22 protein-coding genes are annotated in these 25,994 nt (G+C 70.0%); 10 read left to right on the top strand and 12 right to left on the bottom strand.

Translation table 11 applies throughout. From position 1 onward, the window contains the following. Positions 1–4: 4 nt before the first annotated feature. Genes JT689_RS10200 through JT689_RS10215 form a run of 4 tightly spaced genes read right to left on the bottom strand, consistent with a single transcriptional unit; the run spans position 5 to position 4,133 of the window. Positions 5–580 (bottom strand): hypothetical protein, encoded by a 576-nt coding sequence (locus JT689_RS10200; RefSeq protein ID WP_010903626.1) that lies wholly within the window; start codon positions 578–580, stop codon positions 5–7. Between the two features lie 21 nt (positions 581–601). Beyond that, the gene (locus tag JT689_RS10205; RefSeq protein WP_010903627.1) at positions 602–2,299 is read right to left on the bottom strand and encodes a b(o/a)3-type cytochrome-c oxidase subunit 1; all 1,698 of its coding nucleotides are present in this window, start codon (positions 2,297–2,299) and stop codon (positions 602–604) included. Further along, positions 2,296–2,838 (bottom strand): cytochrome c oxidase subunit II, encoded by a 543-nt coding sequence (locus JT689_RS10210; protein WP_049892532.1) that lies wholly within the window; start codon positions 2,836–2,838, stop codon positions 2,296–2,298. The genes JT689_RS10205 and JT689_RS10210 overlap by 4 nt, the downstream gene beginning before the upstream one ends. Positions 2,839–2,843: 5 nt before the next feature. Beyond that, positions 2,844–4,133 (bottom strand): halocyanin domain-containing protein, encoded by a 1,290-nt coding sequence (locus JT689_RS10215; protein ID WP_205251135.1) that lies wholly within the window; start codon positions 4,131–4,133, stop codon positions 2,844–2,846. A 206-nt stretch (positions 4,134–4,339) separates the two neighbouring features. Between JT689_RS10215 and JT689_RS10220 the strand changes: the two genes are divergently transcribed. From JT689_RS10220 to JT689_RS10235, 4 genes are read left to right on the top strand one after another with little or no spacing between them, the layout of a single operon-like run. Next, positions 4,340–4,531 (top strand): hypothetical protein, encoded by a 192-nt coding sequence (locus tag JT689_RS10220; RefSeq protein ID WP_010903630.1) that lies wholly within the window; start codon positions 4,340–4,342, stop codon positions 4,529–4,531. Positions 4,532–4,540: 9 nt separating this feature from the next. Next, the gene (locus JT689_RS10225) at positions 4,541–5,356 is read left to right on the top strand and encodes a sulfite exporter TauE/SafE family protein (RefSeq protein WP_229373370.1); all 816 of its coding nucleotides are present in this window, start codon (positions 4,541–4,543) and stop codon (positions 5,354–5,356) included. Between the two features lies 1 nt (position 5,357). After that, a complete protein-coding gene (locus JT689_RS10230) occupies positions 5,358–7,763 on the top strand; it encodes a heavy metal translocating P-type ATPase (protein ID WP_205251136.1) in 2,406 nt (801 codons plus the stop codon). Further along, positions 7,760–8,419: a hypothetical protein gene (locus tag JT689_RS10235; protein WP_205251137.1), complete on the top strand. Its 660-nt coding sequence runs from the start codon at positions 7,760–7,762 to the stop codon at positions 8,417–8,419. The genes JT689_RS10230 and JT689_RS10235 overlap by 4 nt, the downstream gene beginning before the upstream one ends. A 10-nt stretch (positions 8,420–8,429) precedes the next feature. Here JT689_RS10235 and JT689_RS10240 read toward each other — a convergent pair whose 3' ends face one another. After that, positions 8,430–9,275 carry a ribose-phosphate pyrophosphokinase gene (locus tag JT689_RS10240; protein ID WP_205251138.1) on the bottom strand — a complete coding sequence of 282 codons (846 nt, stop codon included), beginning with the start codon at positions 9,273–9,275 and terminating at the stop codon, positions 8,430–8,432. Between the two features lie 822 nt (positions 9,276–10,097). Further along, positions 10,098–10,955 (bottom strand): hypothetical protein, encoded by an 858-nt coding sequence (locus JT689_RS10245; protein WP_205251139.1) that lies wholly within the window; start codon positions 10,953–10,955, stop codon positions 10,098–10,100. An 81-nt stretch (positions 10,956–11,036) separates the two neighbouring features. Here JT689_RS10245 and JT689_RS10250 point away from each other — a divergent pair, with 81 nt between their 5' ends. After that, positions 11,037–11,489: a hypothetical protein gene (locus tag JT689_RS10250; protein ID WP_205251140.1), complete on the top strand. Its 453-nt coding sequence runs from the start codon at positions 11,037–11,039 to the stop codon at positions 11,487–11,489. Continuing rightward, positions 11,486–12,853 carry a phosphoglucosamine mutase gene (gene glmM / locus JT689_RS10255; RefSeq protein ID WP_205251141.1) on the top strand — a complete coding sequence of 456 codons (1,368 nt, stop codon included), beginning with the start codon at positions 11,486–11,488 and terminating at the stop codon, positions 12,851–12,853. Before JT689_RS10250 ends, glmM begins: the two co-directional genes overlap by 4 nt. On the opposite strand, the gene JT689_RS10260 is transcribed toward glmM, so the two are convergent. From JT689_RS10260 to JT689_RS10285, 6 genes are read right to left on the bottom strand one after another with little or no spacing between them, the layout of a single operon-like run. Then, positions 12,850–13,983: a hypothetical protein gene (locus tag JT689_RS10260; protein WP_205251142.1), complete on the bottom strand. Its 1,134-nt coding sequence runs from the start codon at positions 13,981–13,983 to the stop codon at positions 12,850–12,852. The genes glmM and JT689_RS10260 overlap by 4 nt on opposite strands. A 51-nt stretch (positions 13,984–14,034) precedes the next feature. Beyond that, positions 14,035–15,576, bottom strand: coding sequence for a tryptophan--tRNA ligase (locus JT689_RS10265; RefSeq protein ID WP_010903639.1), 1,542 nt, complete (start codon positions 15,574–15,576; stop codon positions 14,035–14,037). After that, the gene (gene endA / locus JT689_RS10270) at positions 15,573–16,604 is read right to left on the bottom strand and encodes a tRNA-intron lyase (RefSeq protein ID WP_205251143.1); all 1,032 of its coding nucleotides are present in this window, start codon (positions 16,602–16,604) and stop codon (positions 15,573–15,575) included. Before endA ends, JT689_RS10265 begins: the two co-directional genes overlap by 4 nt. A 22-nt stretch (positions 16,605–16,626) precedes the next feature. Then, positions 16,627–17,355 carry an endonuclease NucS domain-containing protein gene (locus JT689_RS10275; RefSeq protein ID WP_010903641.1) on the bottom strand — a complete coding sequence of 243 codons (729 nt, stop codon included), beginning with the start codon at positions 17,353–17,355 and terminating at the stop codon, positions 16,627–16,629. Positions 17,356–17,393: 38 nt separating this feature from the next. Beyond that, positions 17,394–19,733: a DEAD/DEAH box helicase gene (locus JT689_RS10280; protein ID WP_205251144.1), complete on the bottom strand. Its 2,340-nt coding sequence runs from the start codon at positions 19,731–19,733 to the stop codon at positions 17,394–17,396. 36 nt (positions 19,734–19,769) lie between these two features. Then, on the bottom strand, positions 19,770–21,179 hold the full coding sequence (locus JT689_RS10285; protein WP_205251145.1) for an MATE family efflux transporter: 1,410 nt from the start codon (positions 21,177–21,179) through the stop codon (positions 19,770–19,772). 119 nt (positions 21,180–21,298) lie between these two features. On the opposite strand from JT689_RS10285, the gene lipA reads away from it, so the two are divergent. The 4 genes from lipA (at position 21,299) to JT689_RS10305 (ending at position 25,992) form a co-directional block, all read left to right on the top strand. Then, on the top strand, positions 21,299–22,234 hold the full coding sequence (gene lipA / locus JT689_RS10290) for a lipoyl synthase (protein WP_010903644.1): 936 nt from the start codon (positions 21,299–21,301) through the stop codon (positions 22,232–22,234). 225 nt (positions 22,235–22,459) lie between these two features. Further along, a complete protein-coding gene (gene pdhA / locus JT689_RS10295) occupies positions 22,460–23,575 on the top strand; it encodes a pyruvate dehydrogenase (acetyl-transferring) E1 component subunit alpha (protein ID WP_205251146.1) in 1,116 nt (371 codons plus the stop codon). A gap of 4 nt (positions 23,576–23,579) precedes the next feature. Next, positions 23,580–24,554, top strand: a complete 975-nt coding sequence (locus JT689_RS10300; protein ID WP_205251147.1) for an alpha-ketoacid dehydrogenase subunit beta — start codon at positions 23,580–23,582, stop codon at positions 24,552–24,554. 1 nt (position 24,555) lies between these two features. Further along, on the top strand, positions 24,556–25,992 hold the full coding sequence (locus JT689_RS10305) for a dihydrolipoamide acetyltransferase family protein (RefSeq protein ID WP_010903647.1): 1,437 nt from the start codon (positions 24,556–24,558) through the stop codon (positions 25,990–25,992). Positions 25,993–25,994 lie beyond the last annotated feature (2 nt).

Consider the following 25,994-nt stretch of genomic DNA (forward strand, 5'->3'; position numbering starts at 1 on the left):
GCTCTTACCGTTTGACCGGAACGTTGCCGAACCGGACCGTGTGGCGAGTGAGCCGTTCGCCGCCGCCGTCGACGTAGTCGACGCCGACGATGGTCATCGTCGCGGGTGTTTCGCCGTCCGGCAGCGCGTACGTCGCCGACAGGGTGGCTGACTCGCCGACGCCGAGGCGGTCGGTGGCCGCGGTGCCGTCCACGCGGCTGCCGTTCTGGGTCGTGACGGTGCCCAACCGGAGTTCGTAGGGTCGGTCGCCGGTGTTTTCGACGGCGACCGTGAGTGCGAACCGCCAGCCGTCGGTGGCGGCGTGCACGGTGGCGTCCGAGAGCGTGGCGCTGCGGGCGGACGCCGCCAACAGGTCGTCGCCAGTGCCGACGGGTGGCGGCCCGGAGGTGGTTGCGGTCGGGCCGGTGATCGTGGCGGCGTCGTCGCCGTCACCGTCACCGAACAGCCCCGATTTGAGGAGGCCGACGAGCGTGCCGCCTTCGATGACCACCGGGATGCCGAACCCGATGCCGACGAGCGCGCGGATCAGCCAGCGCCGCGGGACGCCGTCGTCGGTGTTGTCGGTGTCTGAATCAGCCATGAGTGAACAGGTGGGTGTGGGTTACACCGGGAAGCCGGGGCTGCCGGGGGCGAGAACGCCGTCGGCGAGCATGCCGTACAGCGGGAGCCCGTACGCGATGATCACGAGGACGACCGCGATGGCCGTCCAAACCTTGAGGTTGTCGAGGATGCGGGGGCTGTCGGCGGGGCCGGATAACGCCGACGGGATCGAGCCGTTGACCGAGAGCCGCCCCATGCCGGGTCGTGACAGCCACGTGCCCACCATCACGGCCAGGAACAGCGCCAGCGAGACGAACAGCAGCGTGCCGCCGATCGCGATCTGGAGTTGCATCTCGCTGATGGTGCCGACCACCGGATCGAAGGGGGCCGCCCCCTCACCGCGGAACAGCGGCTTGGCGGTGCGCCGTGGCAGCCCGGCGAGGCCGCCGCGGTGCATGGCGTTCGACATCAGCGTCATGCCGATCACCCAGACGAACGGCTGGATGGCCGCCAGCGTCCGGTGTTGGAGGCGTTTGCCGGTGATCTGGGGGACCAGCCAGTACGCGACGCCCATCATGGTCAGGGCGAACGCGGTGCCGACGGTGAGGTGGAAGTGGCCGGGCACCCAGATGGTGTTGTGGATGAGGTAGTTGATGTTCATGCCGGCGTTGATCATGCCGGAGAACCCGCCGGCGGCGAACACGAGCCCGGCGAGCGCCATCGCCGAGAACGACGGCTTGCCCCAGGGGAGCGCGCGCAGCCAGCCGATGTAGCCGCTGCCGCCGCGCTGGCGGGCGCCGTGTTCCAGGGACGCCACGACCGTGAACGCGGTCAGCAGCGACGGTAACAGCAGCATGAAGGTGTTCGTCATCGCGATGAATTTGAACCCTTCAGCGATCCCGGGGTCGGTGTACTGGTGGTGGAAGCCGACCGGCGTCGACAGCAACACGAACAGCACGAAGACGACGCGTGCCAGCGGATCACTGAACAGTTTGCCGCCGGCGAGCTTCGGGAGGATGGTGTACCACGCCAGGTAGGCGGGCAGCAGCCAGAAGTAGACGACGGGGTGGCCGAAGTACCAGAACAGCGTGCGGGTCAACAGCGGGTCGACCTGGCTGATCCACCCCATCGACCACGGGATCAGGAACGCGACGACTTCGACGGCCACGCCGGCCGAGGAGAGATACCACATGACGAACGTCGCGAGCACCATGAACGTCTGGAGTGGGATGCGCTCGTCGGGGTTGTCCGCGCGCCACGCGCGATACGTCAGGAAGTAGTCGGCGCCGACGATCCAGGAGCCGACGATGAGCAGCGCCGCCCCGACGTAGAAGGCGGGGTGGGCTTGCAGCGGCGGGTAGAACGTGTACAGCACGTTCGCGGAGCCAAAGGGCAGCTCCGGCGCGAACCCGTTGAGGATGGTGATGGCGGCCAGCGTGGTGCCGACGACCATCGAGATGAACCCCGTCCAGACGAGCCGTGGGTGCGAAAGCGGGCGGTCGAGGCTGCGTGTGACCGCCCACACGAAGAACCCACAGATCAGGAACGTGGTGAACACGAGCGCCAGCAGCACGCCGTGGCCGGTCAACACCGTGTAGTACTGGGCGGCGTTGATCGGGAGCAGCGACCGGAGGTGCCCGGTGCGGTAGAGCGCTTGCACGAGGCCGAACAGGCCGCCGATGGCGAGCGCGACGAACCCAACGCCGAAATGCCATCTGACGAGCTTCGCTTCGGTCGGGAACTTGTCGATGAACGTCACGTATCAGTCACCTCGGATTGGTCGGCAGCCGCCTGCTGTGGGGGTGTGAACTCCGACTGCGGGACGACTTCGATGGAGCCCTCCATGGCGTGGTGGGCTGGCCCACAGTACTCGTGGCAGACGATGTGGTGTGTGCGGGCTTCGTCGAAGTTGACCGTGAGCTGTGCGACCTGCCCCGGGATCACCATGGTGTTGACGTTCGTGCCGACCAGCTCGAAGCCATGGGTGACGTCGCCGCTGGTGACGTGGAACGTCACGTTCGTGTCCGCGGGCACGCGGATCGGCTCGCTCGTGCCGGGGGAGAACGCGAACTGTCTGGCTTCGACGTACACGTCGTAGCTGTCGTCGTCGGCCTGGTAGACGCCGGGGTCGCGGAAGTTGTCCGCGGCAGTCGGGTTGTCCGGGTTGACTGTGCCGCCGTCGTCGCCGACCATCGCAACGCCCGGGCCGAGTGAGCCGTAGACGATGGTTGCGATGAACGCAACGATGAGTACGAACGCCGCGCCGAGCCAGAGTTTTTCGAATCTGTGAATCCTCACGTGAGTCACCCCATGATCGTCGGTCCGTTCCCGAGGAACTCGATGAAGTACGTGAACGCCCACATCCCCACGAGAATGAGGAAGTAGACCGCAACGATGGAGAGCGTTCCAACCGGGTCGTACTCGTCGTGCCCGAGTTCGGTGTCGGGTTCGAAGGCGTCGGCCTCGGGGATCGCAGGTTGGTCGTCCGTGTCGCCGCCCGGCTCGTAGTCGAACGCCCCCGACGAGTCCGGGGCGGGCGTGCGCCGGTAGTAGCTCACCGCAACCGGGACCAGCATCGCAACCCCGACCGCGCCGGCGAACACGGCGGTCCAGAGGGTGCTGGCCGGAGAGACGCTGCTGCCGGCCGCCCCGCCGCCACCACCGCCAGTGGTGCCACCCGGGGGCGCGCCGACGACGATGGCGCCTTTCATCCCCATCGTGAGATGGGGGTTGCAGTAGTACGTGTACACGCCCGCCGTCTCGAACGTATGCGTGTGGGTGAACCCCTCGTTCTCGATGGGTTCGTGGCCGCCCCAGTCGGCGCCGTCGGGCTGGGATTGGACCAACACGTTGTGCGTGTTCGACGTCCACTTGAACGTCACCGTCGTGCCCGGATCGACCCGCACGGCTGCCGGCCCGAACCCGTACGTGCCGCCGTTGGCGTCAGCGCCGACCTCGACGGTCACCTCGTCGGTGCCGGTTTTGTCCGTGGTGTCGCCGGTGTAGTTCCCGGTCGCGCCGCCGTCGGCGCTTTTCGTGAACCAGTCGCCGTAGTCGGCCGCGACGGTCGGCTGATCGGAGCCGCCGCCACCGCCGCCGCCGCTGTCGCCGCCGACGACGATCGCGCCTTTCATCCCCATCGTGAGATGGGGGTTACAGTAGTACGTGTACACACCCTCGGTGTCGAACGTGTGGGTGTGCGTGAACCCCGTGTTCTCGATGGGGTCGTGGCCGCCCCAGTCGGCGCCGTCGGGCTGGGCGTCAATCAGGATGTTGTGCGTGTTCGACACCCACTCGAAGGACACCGTCGTGCCCGGGTCGACCCGCACGGCTGCCGGCCCGAACCCGTACGTGCCGCCGTTGGCGTCCACCCCAACGTCGATCGTGACCTCGTCAGTGCCGGTCCGGTCAACAGTCGTTCCGTCGTAGTTGCCGACGGCGCCGCCCTTGGCGTCGCCGGAGAACCATCCATCGTACGCTTGAGCCGCGGCCGCCCCGATCGCCGCCGTGCCGGCCGCGACCGCCGTCGCAGTGCCGGCAGCGGCGCGCAGGACGCCGCGGCGTGAGAGCGCTGTGTCATCTAGTCTGGTCATCGTATGCACCTCGCGTTGGTCCCGTCACCGCCACAGGCGGCAACGAGAGTGCGTTGGCACCGGGCAGCAGCCGTGGGACCGTGGCCGCCCTCCCCGTGTCCGTCCACGTCCCCGTATTTCGAAGGTGTCCTTTAGCAACGCTCGGTGATTCCAAGCGCGTAGGAATTCGTCAAAGCGTTTAGGGGCAGCGCTGGCAACGAGCGCGTATGAACGTGCGACCACAGGTTATTGCGACCGTGATGCCGCTGTTATCGCTGGTGCCGGTGGCATTGTACGCGGCCGGACAGAAAGCGATCGCGGCCGTCGCGCTCGGGAACGTTCTCATCGTCGCGGGGTGTCTGTACTACATGTTCTCGACCGCGGAAGCCGACGACGCCGGGCACGGCGTCGCACACTGACCGCACACCATGCCGGGCGCGGCCGTGGGCTGGTCCGCCGGCAGCATCGCCGAGACCGGAGCGGCGGCCACGCCCGACGCGGGGGTGGTCGTGTTCTTCGTGGTTGGGCTGCTCGGGGGCGCACACTGTCTGGGGATGTGTGGGCCGCTAGTGACGATGTACGCCGACCGCATCGGCACCGACGACCAGCGAGGCCCCTCGACGCGGGCGCTGCGCCAGCACGCCCTGTTCAACGGCGGCCGCACGGTGAGCTACGCGGCCGTCGGCGGCCTCATGGGTGCAGTTGGGGGCGTGCTCGTGGACGCCGGCGGGGTGCTTGCGGTGGCCCACCTCGTCCGGGGGGTGGCCGGCGTCGTCGCCGGCGCGGCCATCGTGGCCGCGGGCGTGGGGTACGCGGCCGGCGGCGGGTCGCGGCTGGCTGCGGGGGCGGTGCCCGGGCTGGGACGGGCGTTCAGCGCCGTTACCGGCCGCCTCACCGACCACGTCGACGACTGGGCGACCGGCCCCCGGATCGCGGTGTTGGGGGCTGCCCACGGCGCGCTGCCGTGTCCGCTGATCTACCCGGGATACGTGTACGCCGTTGCCACCGCCAGCCCCGTCGAGGGCGCGGCGGCGCTGGGCGCGCTGGGGCTCGGAACGTTCCCCACGCTGTTCGCGTACGGCACCGCCGTGGACGCCGTGAGCGCGACGACGCGGCGGCGGGTCCACCGCGCGCTCGGCGTCGCGTTCGTGGTCGCCGGCACCATCCCGCTGGCGAAGGGGTTGGCCGCGCTCGGCTGGCCGGTCCCGCAGGTGCCGTTGCCGATGCCGCCGCTGCCAACATAGCATGACACGAGACAGTTGCACGTTGTGTGGGTTGCCCACGCCGGAGCCGCCGGTCACCGGCGGAGACGACGTCGACGGCGCGTTCTGCTGTCGGGGCTGCATGGAGGTCGCGCGCACGCTCGAGGACCCGGCGGCCATGGACGCCGCCGGGGCCGCCGACAGCCTCGACACTGGCGCGGACACGACGGACGTGGACGGCGAGGCGGCGTTTCTCTCCGTGTCGGGGATGCATTGTGCGACCTGCGAGGCGTTCGTGGAGGCCCAGGCGACCGACACCGAGGGTGTGCGGGCGGCGTCCGCGAGCTACCCGACGGAGACGCTGAAAGTCACCTACGACCCCGAGACGGTCGACCGCGAGGCCGTCCGGGCGGCGGTCGACGGACTGGGATACAGCGCCACCGAGCGCGACGGCGACGCCGCCGCCGACGACGACGAGTCGGAAGTGGGGCGGCTGCTGGTCGGGGGCTTTTTCGGGATGATGACGATGCTGTGGTACGTCCTGTTCCTGTACCCCGCGTATCTGGACGTGCCGTCGGCCGCCCAGCTGCTCGACCTCGGGGGGCTGGCTGGCAGTTATCTGCTGGCGAACGTGTGGCTGATGGCGACCGTGGTGTTGGCGTACACCGGCTACCCGCTGTTCCGGGGGGCGTACGTGAGCCTGCGCGCCGGCCACCCGAACATGGATCTGCTGGTGGGGATCGCGGCGGGCGCGGCGTACGTCTTCAGCACGGCCACGATCCTGACCGGCGGCCGCGAGGTGTACTTCGACGTCGCCATCGTCGTGGTGCTTGCAGTCACCGTCGGGGATTACTACGAGGGGCGGGTGAAGCGCGCGGCCGCGGGCCGGCTGGCGGACCTCACCGAGGAGCGCGTCGACGACGCCACCCGCCGGCGCGCCGACGGCACCACGGAGACGGTCGCCATCGAGGAGCTCCAGGCGGGCGACGAAGTGGTGGTCGGCACCGGCGAGCGCATCCCCGTCGACGGCGTCGTCACGTCCGGGTCGGCGACCGTCGACGAGTCGCTGGTGACCGGGGAGTCGACGCCCGTCGGGGCGACGCCGGGCGACGACGCCGTCGGCGGGGCTGTGGTCACCGACGGCCGCCTCGTCGTCGCGGTCGGCGACGACGCCGCGAGCACGCTCGACCGCGTCGTGCGCGTGCTCTGGGACGTGCAGAGCGCGCGGCCGGGCGTCCAGCGCCTCGTCGACCGCGTCGCCGCGGTGTTCGTGCCGCTGGTGGTTGTGCTCGCGGGGGTGGCCGGCGGCTGGCACCTGCTCGCGGGTGGCGCGGCGGCGAACGAGGCGTTGCTCGTCGGGCTGTCCGTGCTCGTGGTGTCGTGTCCGTGCGCGCTCGGGCTGGCGACCCCGCTGGCGGTCGCTCGTGGCGTCCAGGAGGCACTCGACGGTGGCGTCGTGGTGACGGACGTGTCGGCGTTCGAGGCCGCGCCGGCGGTCGATACGGTGGTCTTCGACAAGACGGGAACGCTCACCACCGGCGAGATGCGCGTGCGGGACGTCGTCGGCGACGACGGCGTGCTCGCGCGGGCGGCCGCCGTCGAACAGTACGCCGACCACCCGGTGGCCGCCGCGATCACCGACGACGCCACGCCCGCCGGCGACATCGACGACTTCGAGCGCGTGCCCGGCCGCGGGGTCGCCGGCAGCCTGGCGGTTCGGCCCGACGGGGCGGCCGCGGCGGCGGACGCGCCCCGGGTGGTGGCCGGGAACCGCGCGCTGTTCGACGACCGCGGCTGGCGGGTCCCCGAGGCGTACGCCGAGCGCGCCGGCGACGCGCGGGCGAACGGCAACGTGCCCGTGTTCGTCGGGTGGGACGGCGAAGCCCGCGGGGTCGTGGTGGCCGGCGACCGGCCCCGCGACGAGTGGACGGACGTTGTCTCCACCCTGGACGCCGACGGCCGTGACGTGGTGGTTGTGACCGGCGACGACCCCGAAGCGGCCGCGCGGTTCCGCGACCACGACGCGATCGCGGCGGTGTTCGCGGGCGTCCCGCCGGAGGGCAAAACGGAGGCGGTGCGGTCGCTGCGGGCCGACGGCGACACCGTGGCGATGGTGGGCGACGGCGTCAACGACGCGCCCGCGCTGGCGGCGGCCGATCTGGGGGTGGCGCTGGACCACGCGGCGCTCGCCGCCGACGCCGCCGACGCCGTCGTGACCACCGAGGACCTCGGGGCCGTCCCACGGGTGTTCGCGCTGACGGACGCGACCAACGGCCGCATTCGCCAGAACCTCGCGTGGGCGTTCTGCTACAACGCCATCGCGGTCCCGCTGGCGGTTGCGGGCGTGTTGAACCCGCTGTTCGCGGCGGGCGCGATGACGGTGTCAAGTCTGCTGGTCGTCGGGAACTCCACGCGCTCGCTGCTGGACGACGGGGTGGCTGGCCCGTGAGCGGCGCGCTCACGGCCCGGCCGCGTCGCGGGACGGTCGGCGTGCTCGCAGCGCTCACGCTCGCTGAGCTCGCGGCGCTGGCGGCGTACCTGGCGTCGGTGCCGGTGGCGATCACCAGCAGCCGGTACCTCCTGTACCCGTTCGTGTGGCTGAACGTCGGCGCGATCGCCGTCTGGCGGGTTTCGCCCGGGCCGGCCGGCCGGCGGCGGCGCTGGCTCGCCGCGGGTGCCGGCGCGGCGTATTTCCTCGGGCTGGCGGCCGTCAGCGGCGTCGTGGCGGTGGGGACGGGCAGCGGCGTGACCGTCCACTGGGCGCTGCCGCCGGGGTGGGGACCGATGGTGATGGGGTACGTCGGCCCGCTACGGGTCGCCGCCGCCCCCTACCGGATCGGGGGGTATCTGGCGCTGGCGTATCTCGTGTACGCCACGCTGGCCGACGCCGAGGCGTCGCTTGTGGGCGGGCTCGTCGGGGTGTTCACCTGCGTGAGCTGCACGCTACCGGTGGTCGCGGCGGTCGTGTCCTCGCTCGCGGGCGGCGCGGTCGCGGTCGGCACGGCGTCGGCGCTGTCGTCCGACGCCGCGACGGCGGTGTTCGTGCTCGCGGTCGGGCTGCTCGCGTGGCGGCCGGACGCCGCCGTAGGGCGGTGGCTGCGCTGAGCGGGCGCGCTCAGAGGGCGTCAGCGATGGCGGGCGCGGCGGACACCTCGGAGACGGCGCACTCGATGGTGTCGGTGCCGTAGACGGCTTCGACGCCGGCGCGCGCGAGCTTCAGGCGGGCGTTGCCGGCGAGCAGCGGGTGGACGGTGGCGACGAACACGCGGGCGGGGTCGTCGAGCGCGGTGATGGCTTCGCTCATCGTGGTGCCGGTGGCGACGATGTCGTCGGTGACGACGACGTCGCGGCCGGCGGTCTGGATCTCACTGGGTTCGACGGTGACATCGCTACCGGAGTGTCTGACCTTCTGGAAGTGATCGGTGACGCCGGTGCCATAGGCGTCCCGAACGCTGGTGGCGAGATCGGTCGCGCCGTGGTCGGGGGAGAGGAACACGGGGTCGGTGAGATCCGCGGGCAGCGGCGCGGCGAGCTGTGGCGCGGCGTCGACGCCCGCGGCAGGCACGTCGAAACACTCCAGGACGCCGTCCTCGTGTGGGTTGACCGTGAGCACGCGGTCGGTGCCCGTGGAGATGGCGCGAGCGACCGCGCGCGCCGACACCGGCTGGCCGGGGTCGAAGGCGTCGTCCTGGCGGGCGTACCCCATGTACGGCAGGACGGTGATGATCTCGGACGCGCCGGCGTCGCGGGCGGCGTCCTGGAGTTGCAGCACCTCGATGTGGGCGTCGCTGGTCGGCGTGGACGCCACGATGACCGCGCGCTCGCCGTCGACGGCCGGGGGAACGGTCACCAGCTGCTCGCCGTCCGGGAACGAGTCGTAGGTCACATCGCCGAGCCGCTCGCCGGTTGCGGCGGCGAGCGCGGCCGCGAGTGACTGACTCGAGGACCCGCTGAGTAACATACGCGAGTGGACTCGGGCCGGCGGCTTACACGTTTCCTTTGGCTGCCTGCACGACCGCCGGGCGCGGGCTGCGCCGCGGTGTCGGTGCTTCGGCGTGGGTCTCTAATGGCGCGCTTGCCCCCCATGCGTTTCGGATCAGAAAACCGCGAACGAGCGGAGAGTAGTAGAACGTGGTACTCGTATGGGCGCGGAGGAAACGCGCGCGATCGTCGGAACCTGATGGTTGCGTCTGCCAGCGGCTGTGAACGTGCTTGAGCGAGATAGAGTAAGCGCAGCAAAAACGACAGCGTCGCTAATAACCGCACGTATGACAGAATCGCGGAGCCGTTCTCTTACGAAGGCGAGGAACGGGCCAACTCTGTTCGGGAGACTGGTGAGAGAACAACGAGCAGAGTGCGCTCGATACCGTAGACCATATCTTTGATGCGCGAGCAGATCAAATTGATGACTGAATTAACAAGGGTAGAGGCGTCATTTTCGGGTATCGGGATTCCGAAACGAAAGTAGGAAACTAGAATTTTTACTCGTATGTCATCAGAGAAAACTCTCGATATTATCGCCACCCTGAGTGTGTTGGCGATGGTGGCTACGTGGGCGCTTGAGGGGAAAGATTTGCTCCTGCTAGTAGCAGTAGCCTCTCTTATATTAGGCCACATTACACGTAAATTTCGGACCCAGGGCCCTGATAAGTGAGCGACACGATCCCCAATTAGGATATCATAACTGGATTCGCGGCCGAGAGTAGGGGATTGGCTGAAACGTCTCGGATAGCCCCCGGAAAACGTACCTGATCGTCGGAACCTGATGATTGCGTCCCGACCCTCACCGGTCGGGAGTGTGCCCGACGACCGTGACGGCGGCGGCGTCGGGCAGCCCGAGGCTGCGGTGGCGGGCGTCGCCGTCGCCGTCCACGACGATCAGCGTCCCGGCTGCGGTGAGCAGGATCGTCGTGTCGACGGCGTACGTGGCGTCGACGACCCGGGCGGCGTCCGAGGGCGCGATGTCGCGACAGGGCTGCCATGCGTCGGTGCGGTGTTCGAAGCAGGCTTCGGGGGTGGCGGCGTGGGCGACGCCGGTCGCGCCCGGCGCGGCGGAGGCGGGGTCGGCGGCGACCGTGCGGAACGCCCCGGTGGCGGCTTCCCGCCAGCCGTTGCCCAGCGCGAACAACCCCTCGCTGGTGGCCGCGTGTGGCACGCCCGGGGCGGACACGTCGTATGCGTCGTCCAGGCCGGCGTCGGCGAGACCGGCGTCGGTGAGCCGGTGGACGCCGTCGGTGGCGGCCACGAGGTCGGCGTCGAGCGCGCGAACGGTGGCGTCCGTGAGGACCGCGCGGTCGGTCCACGCGCCGGCGTCGGGGTGGTACTGGGCGATCCGGCCGTCCTCGTCGGCCGCCAGGACGGTGCCGTCGAAGCCGGTGACCGCGACGGCGGCGGGGAACCCGATGTCGGCGAACGCGCTGTCCGGCGGTGCCGTCGACAGCACCACGCCGTCGGCGGTGGCGGCGGCCACGCCGAGCCGGGTGGCGGCGACGTCGCGGGCGTCACACCGGTGTTCGAGCGCGAACTCGCCGACAGTGCTGGCGCCGATGTGGGCCGCGGTGATGCCGAGGCCGGCGGCGATGTACGCCACGTGGGCGTCGGTGTCCTCGACGAACACGTGGTCGTCGCGAATGGCGGGCATGCGTACAGCCGGGTCGGCTGCACGCTAAGTGGTTGCGGTTCTCTCGAAAGCGCTTTGCAAGCCCGGGGGGACTACTGACGTATGCGACGACGAACAGTGCTTGTGGGCGTCACCGGCGCGCTGTTCGGGGTGGGCGGCGGCTGTCTGACGATGGGAGCCGACGAGACCGCTCGCGTCCGCGCGAAGCGCCCGTCGGAGTCCGCTGGGGACGGTGAGACACACGTGTGCACGCTCTCGGAGGCGTTCGTGACCAACCACCAACCCCTGGAGCGCGTGGCGTCGGCGACGGTGGAGAACGCACCCCGCGGCGAGTGGGTGACCGAGGACGTCACCCGGGAGGCCGGCGACGCCCTCGCCGACGACCTCCGGGAGCACTGTGATGCCACGGAGGGGCCCTACCGCTACCAGGACACGACGCTGGTCGTGGAGGTTCGCGTGCTCGACGACGACGGGAACGTGGGTGACCCGCTGTTCCCCGTGAACGTGACGCGTTCGGAAGCGATTAGAGGCGGCCGCACGCAGGAGGATGCATGAACGTCTTCGGGTCGAGCGGAACGCGGGGCGTGGCCAACGAGGAGCTCACACCGGGGTTCGTGTTGCGCGTCGCGAAGGCGGCCGGCTCGGTGTGGCGCGCCGACCGCGTCGCGGTCGCACGGGACACCCGAACCACCGGCCGCATGCTCGAAAACGCGGCCGTCGCGGGCCTCCAGAGCATCGGCGTGGACGTCGACCGGCTCGGGGTGGTTCCGACGCCGGCCACGCAAGCGTACGCGGAGCGCGCCGGCGTCCCGGCGGTGATGGTGACCGCGAGTCACAACCCCAGCCAGTACAACGGCGTCAAGCTCGTCGGCAGCGACGGCGTCGAGCTGGCGGTTGCCGACCTGGAGCGCGTGGAGCGCGCGTTCACCACCGAGCAGTTCGACAACGCCGCCTGGGACGGTGTGGGAGCCGACCGGGAGGTGGCGTCCGCGGGCCGCGACTACCGCGCACAGCTGACCGACGCCGTCGACCGGGCGGCGATCGCGGCCGCCGACCTGACGGTCGCCCTGGACCCGGGCCACGGTGCGGGCGCGCTCACCAGCCCGACGTTCTACCGCGAACTCGGGTGTGACGTCGTCACCGTGAACGCCCAACCGGACGGCCACTTCCCCGGCCGGGAGCCCGAGCCGGTGCGCGAACACCTCGGCGACCTCGGCGCACTCGTGCGCGCGGCCGACGCCGACGTGGGGATCGCCCACGACGGCGACGCCGACCGTGCCATCTTCGTCGACGAGACCGGCGAGTACATCGAGGGCGACGCCACGCTCGCGGCGCTTGCGGAGGCCGAGCTCGACGCCGGCGACACCACAGTGTCCGCGGTGAACGTCAGCCAGCGCCTCGTGGACGTCTGCGATCGCACTGGAGCGACGCTTGAGCTCACGCCCATCGGCTCCACGCAGATCATGACCCGGATCCGCGAGCTGGAAGCCGAGGGCGACCACGTCCCGGTGGCCGGCGAGGGCAACGGCGGGATCATCTTCCCGGAGTACCGCATGACCCGCGACGGCGCGTACACTGGCGCACGGTTCCTCGAACTGCTGGCCGACGGCACGCCCGCAAGCGAGGTCGTCGCGCCGTACGACGACTACCACAACGTCCGCGTGAACGTCGACTACGACACGGAAGCACAACGGGGGGCGCTCCTCGACGCGGCGGAGGCGCGCGCGCTGGACGCGGACGCCGACCGCACCACCATCGACGGCTACCGGCTGGACTACGGCGACGCCTGGGTGCTCGTGCGGCCGTCGGGCACGGAGCCGGTCGTCCGCATCTACGCGGAGTCCACCGACCACGAGCGGGCCGAATCCCTCGCGGAGGCGTTCGCCGCGGATCTGCGCGCGGCGCGAGCCGACGCCTAATACTCGTCGAGCGCGTCACGCAAGCGCTGTTCGCGGGCTCGCGCCCGCTGAAGGTCGTCGGCGACGCCGGCCGCGATGCGCTGTTTCTCGTCGGCGGTCAGCTCGTGGGTCGCGACGGCGGCGTCCCGCAGGCGGTCGTAGTCGTCGCCGCGCACCCGCCGCCGGACCGCGTGCAGCGGTTCGAGCACGTCGTCGCCGGCGAACCGCGCGACGACCGACACCAGTTCATCGAGCCGGTACTGGAGCGCCGCGGCGGGCGCTGGCGGCCACCCCACGAGGAGTGGATCGGCGTCGAGGCGTTCGAGGTACGTGCGGTTCCCGCCGACGGCGCGCTTCAGCGTGCGCGGCGCGGCGACGTAGTGGTCCAGCTTCGACGGCGAGTAGCCGGCGTACTCGAGCAACTGGGGGATCGGCTCCGTGCCGGCCGCGCGGTCGGCGACGAAGTCAGCGAGCCCCTCGGGCGCGGGCTCGAACCCCACGAGCGGGTAGGCCTCGGTGGTCCGGACGAACGCGATGACCTCGCGGGCGGGCGCGTCGCGGCGGAACGACTCGAACGCCGACCGGACGGCGTCGTCGTAGGCGTCGATGGGCTGGCGGAGGGTCTCGACGGGCGCGTCGAGGTCGGCGTTCCCAAGCCGTCGGAGGCGCTCCAGTTCGGCGACTGTGTCGGCGGCGGCGTCGGCGGCGTCGGCCACCCGCGAGCGCGCCGCCCGGTAGTCGTCGTGGGCGTCGGCGCGGTCGTCGAGGCGGCCGACGAGGTCGCGGGCGTCCTGGAGGCGACGCCGCGCCGTCGCGAAGTCGTCGGCGGACAGGCGGCGCTTCTTGAACAGTTCCAGCAGCGACTCGAAGGTGTCGCGCTCGGGCAGGTCGTCGTCGAACCCGTCGACGAGCGCGACGAGGTCGTCCTGGAAGTCCAGATACGACTGGAAATCACCGGTGCCGGTGGCGTCGCCCTCGTACTGGTCGAACAGCCGGTTGAGATCCGCCAGCGCGGTTCGGAGCGCTCGAAGCCGATCAACGCCGTACGTTTCGACGGCGGCGTCGGCGTCGGCGGCCGCGTCGGCGGCGTCCCGGAGCGCACCGACCAGCGCGTCTGGATCCGCCTCCGGTGCGGGCTGCGCGTCGGACATACGCGACAGAACGAGTGACCGCGGGATAGGCCTTCTGTCACCCCACCCGGACTACACGCGCGCCGAGTCCAGGTCGATGTCCAGCTCCGCGAGCACGTCACGGGCCGCCTCGCGGTTTTCCTGGTGGGTTTCGAGGAACTGTGCCATCAGGTCGGCGGCCTGCTCCTTGCAGCCGCCACAGAGCCGGTCGCCGTTGGCGCACTCGGCGTAGACCTCCTCCGCGAGGGCGTCGTCATCGCCCGCGAGCAGGTAGGCGTACAGCTCGTACACCGGGCAGTCGTCGGGCTCGCCGCCGCGCTCGCGCTGCTCGGCGGCGGTGTCGCGGCCGCCGGTGGTGGCGGCCGCGACCTTGTCGGCACCCGTCTCGGGGTCGTCGAGCAGGCTGATGTGGCTGGCCGGCTCCGAGGACGACATCTTCCCGCCGGTCAGCCCCGTCATGAAGCGGTGGTAGACCGACGACGGCGGCACGAACCCGTAGCCGCCGTGGTCGACCTCGACGGCGAGCGCGAGGTCCCTGGCGGTCTCGGCGGACAGCTCGAAGGCGTCGACGTGCCCCTCGAAGACGCGCTTCTCGCCGGCGATCTCGTCGATGAGCGCCGTGAACGCCTCGTCTGTGGCCTGCCGGTCGAAGAACCGAACCCGGGGACGCAGCGGCTCCATGCCCGCGTTCTCCAGTTTCTGAACCACCGATTCGGCGGTGGCCGCATCGACGCCGTCGGCGGCCGCGGGCTCGGCCGCGAGCCAGTCGGCGGCCTCCGTACACCGGGGCTGGTCGGTGTCCGCGGCGTACTGGCTGCGGGCGTCGTAGGCGGCGCGGACGAGCGGGCGCTCGTCGTCGTCGAACGCCACGCTGGCGAACGCCTCGGTGACCTTGAAGTAGCGCGTGCGCTCGGCGAGGTCGCGGGCGAACCGCACGTGGGGGTCCTGGTCCGGGCCGACCGGGATGACCGTCGGTTTCGGCGCGTCGAGTTGCGGGTAGAGGATGTCGGCCATCTGCGTGACGACGCTTTGCATGTGGGACACGTCGGTGTCGCCGCCGAACCCGTAGATGGCTTCGAACTCCGAGGTGTTGGCTTCGATGCCGAGCTCGAACGCGAGGTCCTGGAGTTCGCGGTTCGTGGACTGGCGGTAGAGCTCGCCCTCGTCGGCGTCGAAGCCGAGCGCGAGCAGGCTCAGCAGGTAGTCCTCGGCGTGCTCGTCGATCTCCGCCCAGTCCAAGCCCCGGGCGGAGTGTGCCTCCAGGTCGGCGATGAGCGCGTACGCGTCCCCGCCCTGTTGTTGGTGCCAGATGAGCTCGTCGAACACCATCTTGTGGCCGATGTGTGGGTCCCCGGTGGGCATGAACCCGGACAGCGCCGCGAACGGCTCGTCGTTGCGCATCGCCGCCGCCACCCGGCGGTAGTCGCGGTGTCCGAAGATGATCGCGCGCCGCATCAGCGAGTGGGGTGTGGGCACGCCGTCGAGGACGTCCTCGAAGGCTTCGATGCCGAACTCGTCGAAGAGCGCGCGGTAGTCCGAGATGGTTGCCGACCCCCAGGGGTCGAGTGCAACGTCGTCAGCACCGGCCGTGTCGTCTGTGTCGTCGGATGTCATGGCGTCAATCGACTCACCGAAAGCCAGCGAATCGTGTCGTCTGTGTCGTCGGTAGCCGCAAAAACCATTCGCTTGCGGACGCCGTGGGCCAGTCGCACGTCGAGCGAGAGGTCCCCCGGGGAGAACACGTGGGTGTCGGTGATCACGCGCACCAGCAGCTCCGAGTGCCCGAGGTCGTCGACCGACGACACCGCCGAGTACACGCGGAAATCGGCGCCGAACTTGAACCCGGTTTTCGGGACCGCGCCGGCGTCACGGAGCGCGCGATAGACGGCCAGCCGGCAGTCGAAATGCTCGCCCTCACCGAGCCGCCCGCGGGCACGAACGTCGTCGATGGTGGCGTCGGTGAGCGTCAACACGCCGGCGTCGATGAGGTACGCCGCCTCCACGAGCGACAACTGGAGGGCGTCGTGGTCGGCGGCGCGCCCGCCGAGGGGCTGGCCGTAGAAGCCGGCGTTGTGCAGGCGCTGTGGGGGCTCCCAGACGAGCACGCGGTCGTCCAACAACACCCCCGGGACGTCGGTGGGGCGGTCAAGCGTCGTCTCCCCGGTGGGGGTTTCGGGGGCGATGTCGAGGTAGGTGATCTCGCTTTCCTCGTCGACGACCGCCAGCACCGACTCCGAGAGCCCGTCGACGGGGAGGGTCGTGCGCTCGTCGACCACGCGCACCCGGTGTTTCACGACGCCGTCGCGGCGCGTGTTCCCGCGCGGGAACACCACGAAATCGCCGTCGCCGGGGTCGCGCCACCACGGGTCGCGGTCCGGCACCAGGTAGAACCCCCGATCCCGGAGGTCGACGTAGACCAGAAACCGGGCGGCGAACCCCGCCTCGCGGTCCGTGAGAAACGCCCGAAACCCCATGCCGTCGACGGAATCGAGGTCGCCACGGAACAGGAGGTGGGCGGCCTCCACGAGCGACACCGCGATGTCGTTGCCGCCCAGCGGGTAGCCGTACCCGCGTGCGTCGTGGAATCGCTGGCGGGCGTCGCCACCGATATGCACTGTATCCCCGCGCAGATCGCCGTCCATACCCCACGGACACGGCCAGCACTCAAAGCGACTGCGGTGCGCGCTCGCAGTCGCCGTCCAGACACCGAACGCCGGTGGCGGTCCTGATCGCGGGCAACCCACACCCACAGTCGCCGGCGGTCGTCCCGTGGGGAAGCCGGAACCGCGCCCCGCAGGACTCGCAGGCGGCGTGCAGTCCACGCTCGGACGCCACCCCGAGCGCCGCCCCGCAGCGACACGTCCAGTCGATGGCGTCGGCGACCGCGGCCGCGATCGGCTCGCAGTCGCGGTCCACGCAGGCGGTCACCGTCACGCCACGCGCCACCCGGATCCGCGGCAGCCCGCAGGCCGCACACGCGTCGTCGACGACCGCCACGTCGCGCGGGATCGAATACTGGTCGCGGCAGTCCACACACACCACGCGGCCGCCGTCGCGGACGAACGCGCCGCCACACTCACAGCGCCCCACGGGCGGCCCCGCGGGCGACACCGGATAATGGGCGTCGCCGTGCTCGGTCGCGCTCTCGACGACGAGGCGCTCGTCGCCGTCGGCGGCGTCGATGCGGAACCCGCTGGCGTCGCGCGTGTACCGCACGACACCGGGCCTGGTGAGCCACGCCGCCGGCTGGTAGCCGTCGGCGTCGTGCACCAACACGGTGTCGTCGGGTTTCACCACGACCACCACGTCGCCGCGCAGCACGCGGTCGGTGGACGCGTCGTTCTCGTAGCGCACCGCACACTCCCCGGCCAGCACTCGGATGGCGTCCTGCATGCGTGTGGGTGGCCGCGGTCTCCGGTTTCAATCCTCGGCTACACCACGTCGACGGTGCGGGTCTCGGTCACCGGTGGGAGGGGTAACTCCGCGAACGCGACCGTGACCTCGAACGTGAGCGTGTCCGCGTCGGGCGCGCCGAACACGCCCACCGGCACCGACAGCGCGCCGTCCAGGTAGCTGGTTTCGGTGGTCATCTCGACGCCGTTGACCGTGACCGTGACGCCGGCGTTGGCCCCGCCGCCGTGGTTGCGGACGGTGACCTCACGGAGGTCGTTGTCACCGGCGGGAACGGAGTCCGGGAAGTCGCCCCAGTCGACGGCGACAGCCGGTAGGCCGGCGGCCTGCTCGTGGACGCTCTCGGCGACGCCCGGCGCGAGACCGGCGTCCACGAGCCCGGGAACGCCCGCATCACGGACATCCCCGGGGGTGTCGATGCCCTCGTCGTGGAGTTTGTGCGCGCGCCCAGCGGCGACGCCCTCGATGGCTGTCAGGCCAACGGCGGCCTCGGGGACGCCGGTGTCGATGCGGGCCTCCAACCGGGCCGCAGCGTTCGCACCCAGGGGGTCGTCGTACCGGTCGAAAAACGCCCCCAGCGCCGCCAGCAGCCGGAGCGCGTTCTGCGTGATCACCCACGCGTCCGAGCGGAGTTCCGAGGGGACTGCGCCCCGCATGCTCGCGCGCAGGATCGCGTACACCTTCCGCGGGCCGTCGGCCATCTCGTCGCCGCTGTGGCCCAGGACGGTGTGGATCGCGTCCTGCTCGGAGTGGCGGGCGCTCACGGAGTCGAACTCGCCGGCGGCAGCCACCGCGCGCAGGATGGCGCGGTCGTCGGCGGCGTCGTCGATGACGGCGCGGAACTCGCGGGCGGTGTCCAGGCGGAGGTAGTACGTCGACGCCAACACCCCCAGCCGGGTCGCCGACAGCCCGAGATCCGCGTCGGTCTCCACGAACCCCTGGTCGATGAGATCGTCGAGGGTCGCCCGGACGCGATCGCGAAGCGTCGAGAACTCGTAGGCGTCGGGCGCGGACTGCGCGCGCTGGTAGTAGAACGTCGTTTCGAGCCACGCCATCACGTCGCCGAGGTCACGGATCGTCCCCATCGCGATCTCGGCGTTCAGATGCTCGGCGAGGTTGCCGTCGAGTCGGCTCTCGATCTCGTGGCCCTCGTCCAGCAGCGTCCGATAGGTGTCGGCGTCGCTGGTGTCACACACCACCCAGCCGTAGCCCACGTCGTCGTAGCCGGGGCGGCCCGCGCGACCCAGCATCTGGAGGACGTCCAGGGGGCTCATGTCGACCTCTCCCTCCAGGGGGTCGTGGAGTTTCGTGTCCCGGATCACCACGCAGCGCGCCGGCAGGTTCACGCCCCACGCCAGCGTGGACGTGGAGAACAACACCCGGATCTTGCCCTCGCGGAACCACTGCTCGACGTGGTTTTTGTCGGTGGTCGACAGCCCCGCGTGGTGGAACGCCACCCCGTCGAGCACGGACTTCCGCAGCGTCTCGTTGTCGAGCGCCTCGGTGGCCGTGTGGAAGTCGTAGTCGCCCCGCGACCCCACCGGGATGTCCCGCTGTGCGATCTCGTCTCTGGTCTTCTTGGCTGCCTGCACGGTGTCCTGGCGGGACGCCACGAACACCAGCGACTGGCCGTCCTCCCGGAGGTGTGGCTCGGCCAGATCGAGCGCCGTGAACAGCCGCCGGTACTTGTCCGCGAACGGGTTGTCACCGTGGTCGTAGGTGCGAACGCCGGCGTGGAGGTCCACCGGCCGGTAGTCGTCGTCGAACTCGAAGGTGGTGTCGGGGGTGGCGTCCAGCCAGTCCGCGACGTCGCCGATGTTCGGCATGGTCGCCGACAGCGCGACCACTCGGGGGTCACAGAGCCGCCGCAGCCGCGAGACCACGACTTCGAGGACGCTCCCCCGGGTCTCCGAATCCAGCAGGTGGACTTCGTCGATGACCACGCACTCCACGTCGGTCACGAACGCGTACCGCGGGGAGTCGTGTTTGCGGGTGGCGGAGTCGGCCTTCTCGGGGGTCATCACGAGCACGTCGGCGCGCTCGGCGCGCCGCGGGTTCAGGTCGCGCTCGCCGGTGACCACGTACACGGAGTATCCGAGCGCCTCGAAGCGCTCCCACTCGTCTTCTTTCTCGTTGGTGAGCGCGCGCAGCGGCGCGACGAACAGCGCCGTCCCGCCGTCGGCGAGCGTCTGGCAGATCGCGAGCTCCGCGAGCGCCGTCTTCCCGCTGCCGGTGGGCGCGGACGCCACCACGTTCGCGTCGGATTCCAGCAGCGCCGGCACCGCCTCCCGCTGCATCGCGTTGAACTCGTCGAAGGGAAACGCCTCGGCGAACTCCGGAACGACCTCGGCGACATCCATCGCTGAAGCGGAGGGGCGGCCGGCGGATAGGCGTTTCTAGTCCGACGCGGCGGCGGTCGCGGCGCGCTCGATCAGGCCCGTCGCGCCGCTGGTCTGCGCCCAGAAGTAGGCCGTGACGCCGACCGCGCACGCGACGTTCGAGGCGGTGATCGCCCAGAACGCGGCGTGGACTGGCACCGAGAACACCACCACGTACGCGCCGAGGGCGGCCACGGGGAGCCGCACCCCCCAGTACTGCAGCAGCGTGGCGACCATCGAGACGGTGGTCTTGCCCGCGCCGTTGAACCCGCCCTGGATCGGGTAGATGAGGCCGAACGCCCAGTAGCCGACGGCGAGTATCTGGAGGTACGCGACGGTGTACGTCAGTTCGATGCCGGAGAACGTGGGCGCAAACACCGACACGATGGTGGCGGGACTGCTGTACTGGGCGACGCCGAGGACCGCCATCCCGGCGGTGGTGGCCCCGGCGGCCAGCCAGGTCGCGCGCGTCGCCCGATCGGGGTTGCCCGCGCCGACGTTCTGCCCGACGATGCTCGACACCGCGCTCCCGACGGCCGCCGCGGGGACGAACGCGACGGTGGCGATGCGCGCGCCGATGGTGTACGCCGCCAACCCCGCGCTGCCGGCGACGCCGGCGACGATGGCGACAACCAGCAGGCGCGCGATCTGGCGGCCGGCCTCCTGGCCGGCGTGGGGGACGCCGACCGAGAGCAGGCTGCGAACGGTGTCACGGCTGACCCCCAGGTCGGCGCGGCGGATGGTGAAACTGGTGCTGTCGACGCCGAGCCCGGCGACTGCGACGGTGAACCCGGCGACGTAGCCGATCGCGGTGGCGAGCGCGGCGCCGAAGATGCCGTAGCCGGCGAACCCCGGAAGCTGCCAGCCGACGACCAGAAACGGGTCGAGGACGACGTTGGTGAGCACGGCGACGACGTTGATGAGCATCGACATCCGGGAGTCACCCCAGCCGACGAACCCGGACTCGATGGTGTCGCTCATGCCGCCGAAGACGCGGCCGACGGTGGTGACAGTGAGATAGGTGGCGCCGAGTTGTATGACCGCCTCGTCGGAGAGCAGGACCCCAACGAGGTCCGGTGCCAGCCAGAGAACCACCACAGCCAACAGGAGGTTGGCAGCGCCGACGAGCACGGTCGCATGGAACCCGGTGCTGCGGGCCGCCGCGGCGTCGTCAGCGCCGACGTGTTGGGCGACGAGCACCCGGCAGCCGATCGTGGCGACGCTGGTGGCGAGGGCGAGTAATCCGATGAGCGGCGCGACCAGACCAACGGCGCTGACGGCGTTGCGGCTGACCCGCCCGAGCCAGAACACGTCGACGATCTGCTGGACGACGACGACGTACTGCTGGACGACGAGGGGGGCAGTGAGCACCAGTAGCGCGCGCGGGAGTGACCCGCCGGTGATCTCGTCACGTGAGAGATCAAACATGAGTGGGGTGTGTTACCGATTGGTTTTCCAGCGCCGTGGCATTAATCTATGTGTCTGTGCGGCGTATTGCCGGGGCAACAATCCCCAGCATTTTTGCGGCTGGTCCCGAAGGAACTGGCATGAGTAGCCGCCGGAAGCCGGAGTGGCTAAAGATGCGGCCGCCGTCCGGGGAGCGGTTCACGGACATCAAGGAGACGCTCCGCGACAACGACCTCCACACGGTCTGCGAGGAGGCGTCGTGTCCCAACATGGGGGAGTGTTGGAGCGGCCGTGACGGCCCCGGCACGGCGACGTTCATGCTGATGGGGGATCGCTGCTCGCGTGGCTGCAACTTCTGTGACGTGAAAACCGGCGGCATGGAGCCCCTAGATCCCGATGAGCCGGCGAACGTCGCGGAGTCCGTGGCGGAGATCGGGCTGGACTACGTGGTGTTGACGTCCGTCGACCGCGACGACCTCGACGACCAGGGGGCCGGCCACTTCGCGCGGACGATCCGGGAGATCAAAGAGCGCGACCCCTCGATCCTGGTGGAAGTGCTGATTCCGGATTTCCAGGGCGAGAAATCGCTGGTTCAGAAGATCATCGACGCGGGGCCGGACGTGATCGCGCACAACATCGAAACCGTCGCGCGCCGGCAGGTCCCCGTGCGGGACCGGCGCGCGGGCTACGAGCAGTCCCTGTCGGTGCTGGAGTACGTGACCCGGGAGTCGGACATCTACACCAAGACGAGCATCATGCTGGGAGTCGGCGAGTACGACCACGAGGTCTACCAGACGCTTGGAGACCTCCGGGAGGCCGGCGTGGACGTGGTGACCCTGGGGCAGTATCTCCAGCCGTCGCGGTCACACCTCGACGTCGCGGACTACGTCCACCCCCAGAAGTTCGAGACGTGGCAGCGCGTGGCCGAATCCGAGTTCGGGTTCCTGTACTGCGCGTCGGGACCGATGGTGCGGTCCTCGTACAAGGCCGGCGAGCTGTTCGTGGACGCCGTGCTGCGGGAGGGCAAAAGCGTCCAGGAGGCCCGCCGGAACGCGCGGCGTGCGGCGTCGGAGTGAGGTCACTGGCGGCGATCACCGTCCGACCGGTCGACGACGACGTCCGGGCGGCGTCGGTTCGATTTCGTATTTTTCCCGGGAATGGCGCTCGTTCTACCCAATCAGTCCACTGAGACTGGACAGTGGGTTGAAATTCGATGGCAGCGATCCCCATGGAAACGATTGTTACGAAAATCATATAGTCGCAGGGGTAGATCCTCCGCACATGTCAGGACGGGGGTACCCGTGACCGAGACCATTCATCGAGCACCCGACGACACCTACCGGGTGCTGGACGAGAACGGCGAGCTGGTCGACGGCGCGGAGGTACCGGACCTCACCGACGACGAGCTCGTGGAGATGTACCGCTACATGAAGCTCGCGCGGCGCTTCGACGAGCGCGCGGTGAGCCTCCAACGGCAGGGTCGGATCGGCACCTACCCGCCGCTGTCCGGCCAGGAGGGCGCACAGATCGCGTCCGCGATGGCGCTTGCCGACGACGACTGGATCGTGCCCAGCTACCGCGAGCACGGCGCCAGCCTGGTTCGCGGCCTCCCACTGAAAGACACCCTGCTGTACTGGATGGGTGACGAGCGTGGGAACGCGATCCCGACCGAGGAGAACATCTTCACGGTCGCGGTGCCGATCGCCAGCCAGATCCCCCACGCCACCGGGATGGGGTGGGCGTCGCAGCTCAAAGACGAATCCGACACGGCGTTCATGTGTTACTTCGGGGACGGCGCGACCTCCGAGGGTGACTTCCACGAAGGCCTGAACTTCGCGGGCGTCTACGACACGCCGAACGTGTTCTTCTGCAACAACAACCAGTGGGCGATCAGCGTCCCGCGCGAACAGCAGACAGCGACGGACACGCTCGCCCAGAAGGCCGCCGCCTACGGCTTCGAGGGCGTGCAGGTCGACGGGATGGACCCGCTTGCGGTCTACCAGGTGGCACACGACGCCATCGAGAAAGCGAAAGATCCCGACGAGGACGAAATGCGGCCGACGCTCATCGAGGCCGTGCAGTACCGGTTCGGCGCGCACACCACCGCCGACGACCCGTCGGTCTACCGCGAGGAGTCCGAGGTCGAGGCCTGGAAGGACAAGGACCCGATCCCGCGTCTGGAGACGTTCCTCGTGGAGACCGACCGCCTCGACGAGGCGGCCATCGAGTCCATCGAGGCCGACATCGAGGACGCGGTCGCCGACGCCATCGAGGCCGCCGAGGAGACGCCGCGGCCCGACCCCGCATCGATGTTCGAGAACGTCTACGCGGAGATGCCACAGCGCCTAGAACAGCAACTGGAGTATTTCCAGTCGATCCGAGACGAGTACGGCGACGAGGCGCTCCTGGAGGACTAACGATATGAGCGAGAATCTGACGCTAGTGCAGGCGGTACGGGACGGCCTCCACGACGGGATGGCCGAGGACGACGACGTGCTCGTGATGGGCGAGGACGTCGGGCAGAACGGCGGTGTGTTCCGGGCGACCGAGGGCCTCTACGAGGAGTTCGGCGACGACCGGGTCATCGACACGCCGTTGGCGGAGTCGGGGATCATCGGGTCGGCGGTCGGCATGGCCGCCTACGGCCTGAAGCCGGTGCCGGAGATCCAGTTCTCCGGGTTCATGTACCCGGGCTTCGACCAGGTGGTGAGCCACATGTCGCGGCTGCGAACGCGCTCCCGCGGCCGGTTCACGCTCCCGATGGTGCTGCGTGCGCCGATGGGCGGCGGGATCCGCGCGCCCGAACACCACTCCGAGTCCAAGGAGGCGTTTTACGCCCACGAGGCCGGGCTGAAGGTCGCGATGCCCAGCACGCCGTACGACGCCAAGGGGATGCTCATCGCGTCCATCCGGGACCCGGACCCCGTGGTGTTCCTCGAACCGAAGAAGATCTACCGGGCGTTCCGCGAGGACGTGCCCGACGACCCCTACGAGGTCGAACTCGGCGACGCGGCCGTCCGCACGGAGGGTACGGACGTGTCGGTGTTCACCTGGGGGGCGATGACCCAGCCCACCGTTGAGGCCGCCGAGAACCTCGATCGGATCGACGTCGAGGTCGTGGATTTGCGGAGTCTGAGCCCCATCGACTTCGACACGATCATCGAGTCGTTCAAGAAGACCGGGCGCGCCGCGATCGTCCACGAAGCCCCGAACACGGGCGGCCTGGGCGCGGAGATCACGGCGACCATCCAGGAGGAGGCGTTGCTGTACCAGGAGGCCCCCGTCGAGCGCATCACCGGCTTCGACGTGCCGTTCCCGCTGGCGGCCCTGGAGGACTACTACCTGCCCGAGCCCGCGCGCATCGCGGCCGGCATCGAGGAGGCGTTCGACTTCTAAGATGGCCCGCGAATTCACGCTACCTGACGTCGGAGAGGGCGTCGCGGAGGGCGAACTCGTGCGGTGGCTCGTCGACGAGGGCGACACCGTCACCGAGGATCAGCCGGTCGCGGAGGTCGAAACGGACAAAGCCCAGGTCGAGGTGCCCGCGCCGGTCGACGGCACGGTCCAGGAACTCCACTGGGCGGAAGGCGACGTGGTGCCGGTCGGCGATCTCTTCGTGACGTTCGACGTTGACGGCGAGGCGTCGGCCACCGCGGACGACGGCGACGAAAGCGGCGACGAGGCCGCGTCGGCGACCAGCGAGGCCAGCGGCCGGACGTTCGCGCCGCCGAGCGTTCGCACGCTCGCCCGCGAGCTGGGCGTCGACCTCGACAGCGTCGAGGGGAGCGGGCCGTCGGGGCGCATCACCGACGGCGACGTGCGCGCCGCCGCGGAGGGCGGCGAGGACACCACGGAGCCGGCCACCGAGGCCACGTCCGCGACGGAACGCGTCGACGAGGACGACACCGCGGCGAGCGCCGGCAGCCAAGAGCCGGCGGGCCGCGAGAAGACGCTTGCGGCACCCGCGACCCGCGGGGTCGCCCGTGAACTGGGCGTCGACATCAACGACGTGCCGGCGGTCGAACAGCGCGACGGCGAGGCGTTCGTCACCGCGGAGGCGGTCCAGGCGTACGCCGAGGGCGGGCAGGCCGCGCAGGGCGAGGCGGGCGGCGCAGCCACCCGCGAGTTCGTCGCCGGCGGTGAGACCACCGAGCCCTACCGGGGCATCCGCCGCACCATCGGCGAGCAGATGGCCGAGTCGAAGTACACGGCGCCACACGTCACCCACCACGACACCGCCGTCATCGACAGCCTCGTGGAGACGCGTTCGAAGCTGAAGGCGCGCGCCGAGGCCGAGGACGTGAAGCTGACGTACATGCCGTTCGTGATGAAGGCGGTCGTCGCGGCGCTCAAGGAGTTCCCCGTGTTGAACTCCGAGCTCCGCGAGGACGACGAGGAGATCGCGCTCAAGCAGGATTACAACATCGGCGTGGCGGTCGCGACCGACGCCGGGCTGATGGTGCCGGTCGTCGAGCACGTCGACCAGAAGTCGATGCTTGAGATCTCCACGGAGATGAACGACCTCGTCGAGCAGGCCCGCGAGCGCTCGATCGCGCCCGCGGACATGGACGGCGGAACGTTCACGATCACGAACTTCGGCGCGATCGGCGGCGAGTACGCGACCCCGATCATCAACTACCCCGAGACGGCGATCCTGGGGCTGGGCGCGATCGACGAGCGCCCGGTCGCCGAGGACGGCGACGTGCGGGCGGCCCAGACGCTGCCGTTGTCGCTGTCGATCGACCACCGCGTCATCGACGGCGCGGAGGCCGCACAGTTCACGAACCGCGTGATGGAGTATCTGACTGACCCCGAACTACTACTACTCGAATAATC

It is taken from the genome of Halobacterium sp. GSL-19 (genome assembly GCF_016917855.1).
Taxonomy (GTDB): domain Archaea; phylum Halobacteriota; class Halobacteria; order Halobacteriales; family Halobacteriaceae; genus Halobacterium; species Halobacterium salinarum.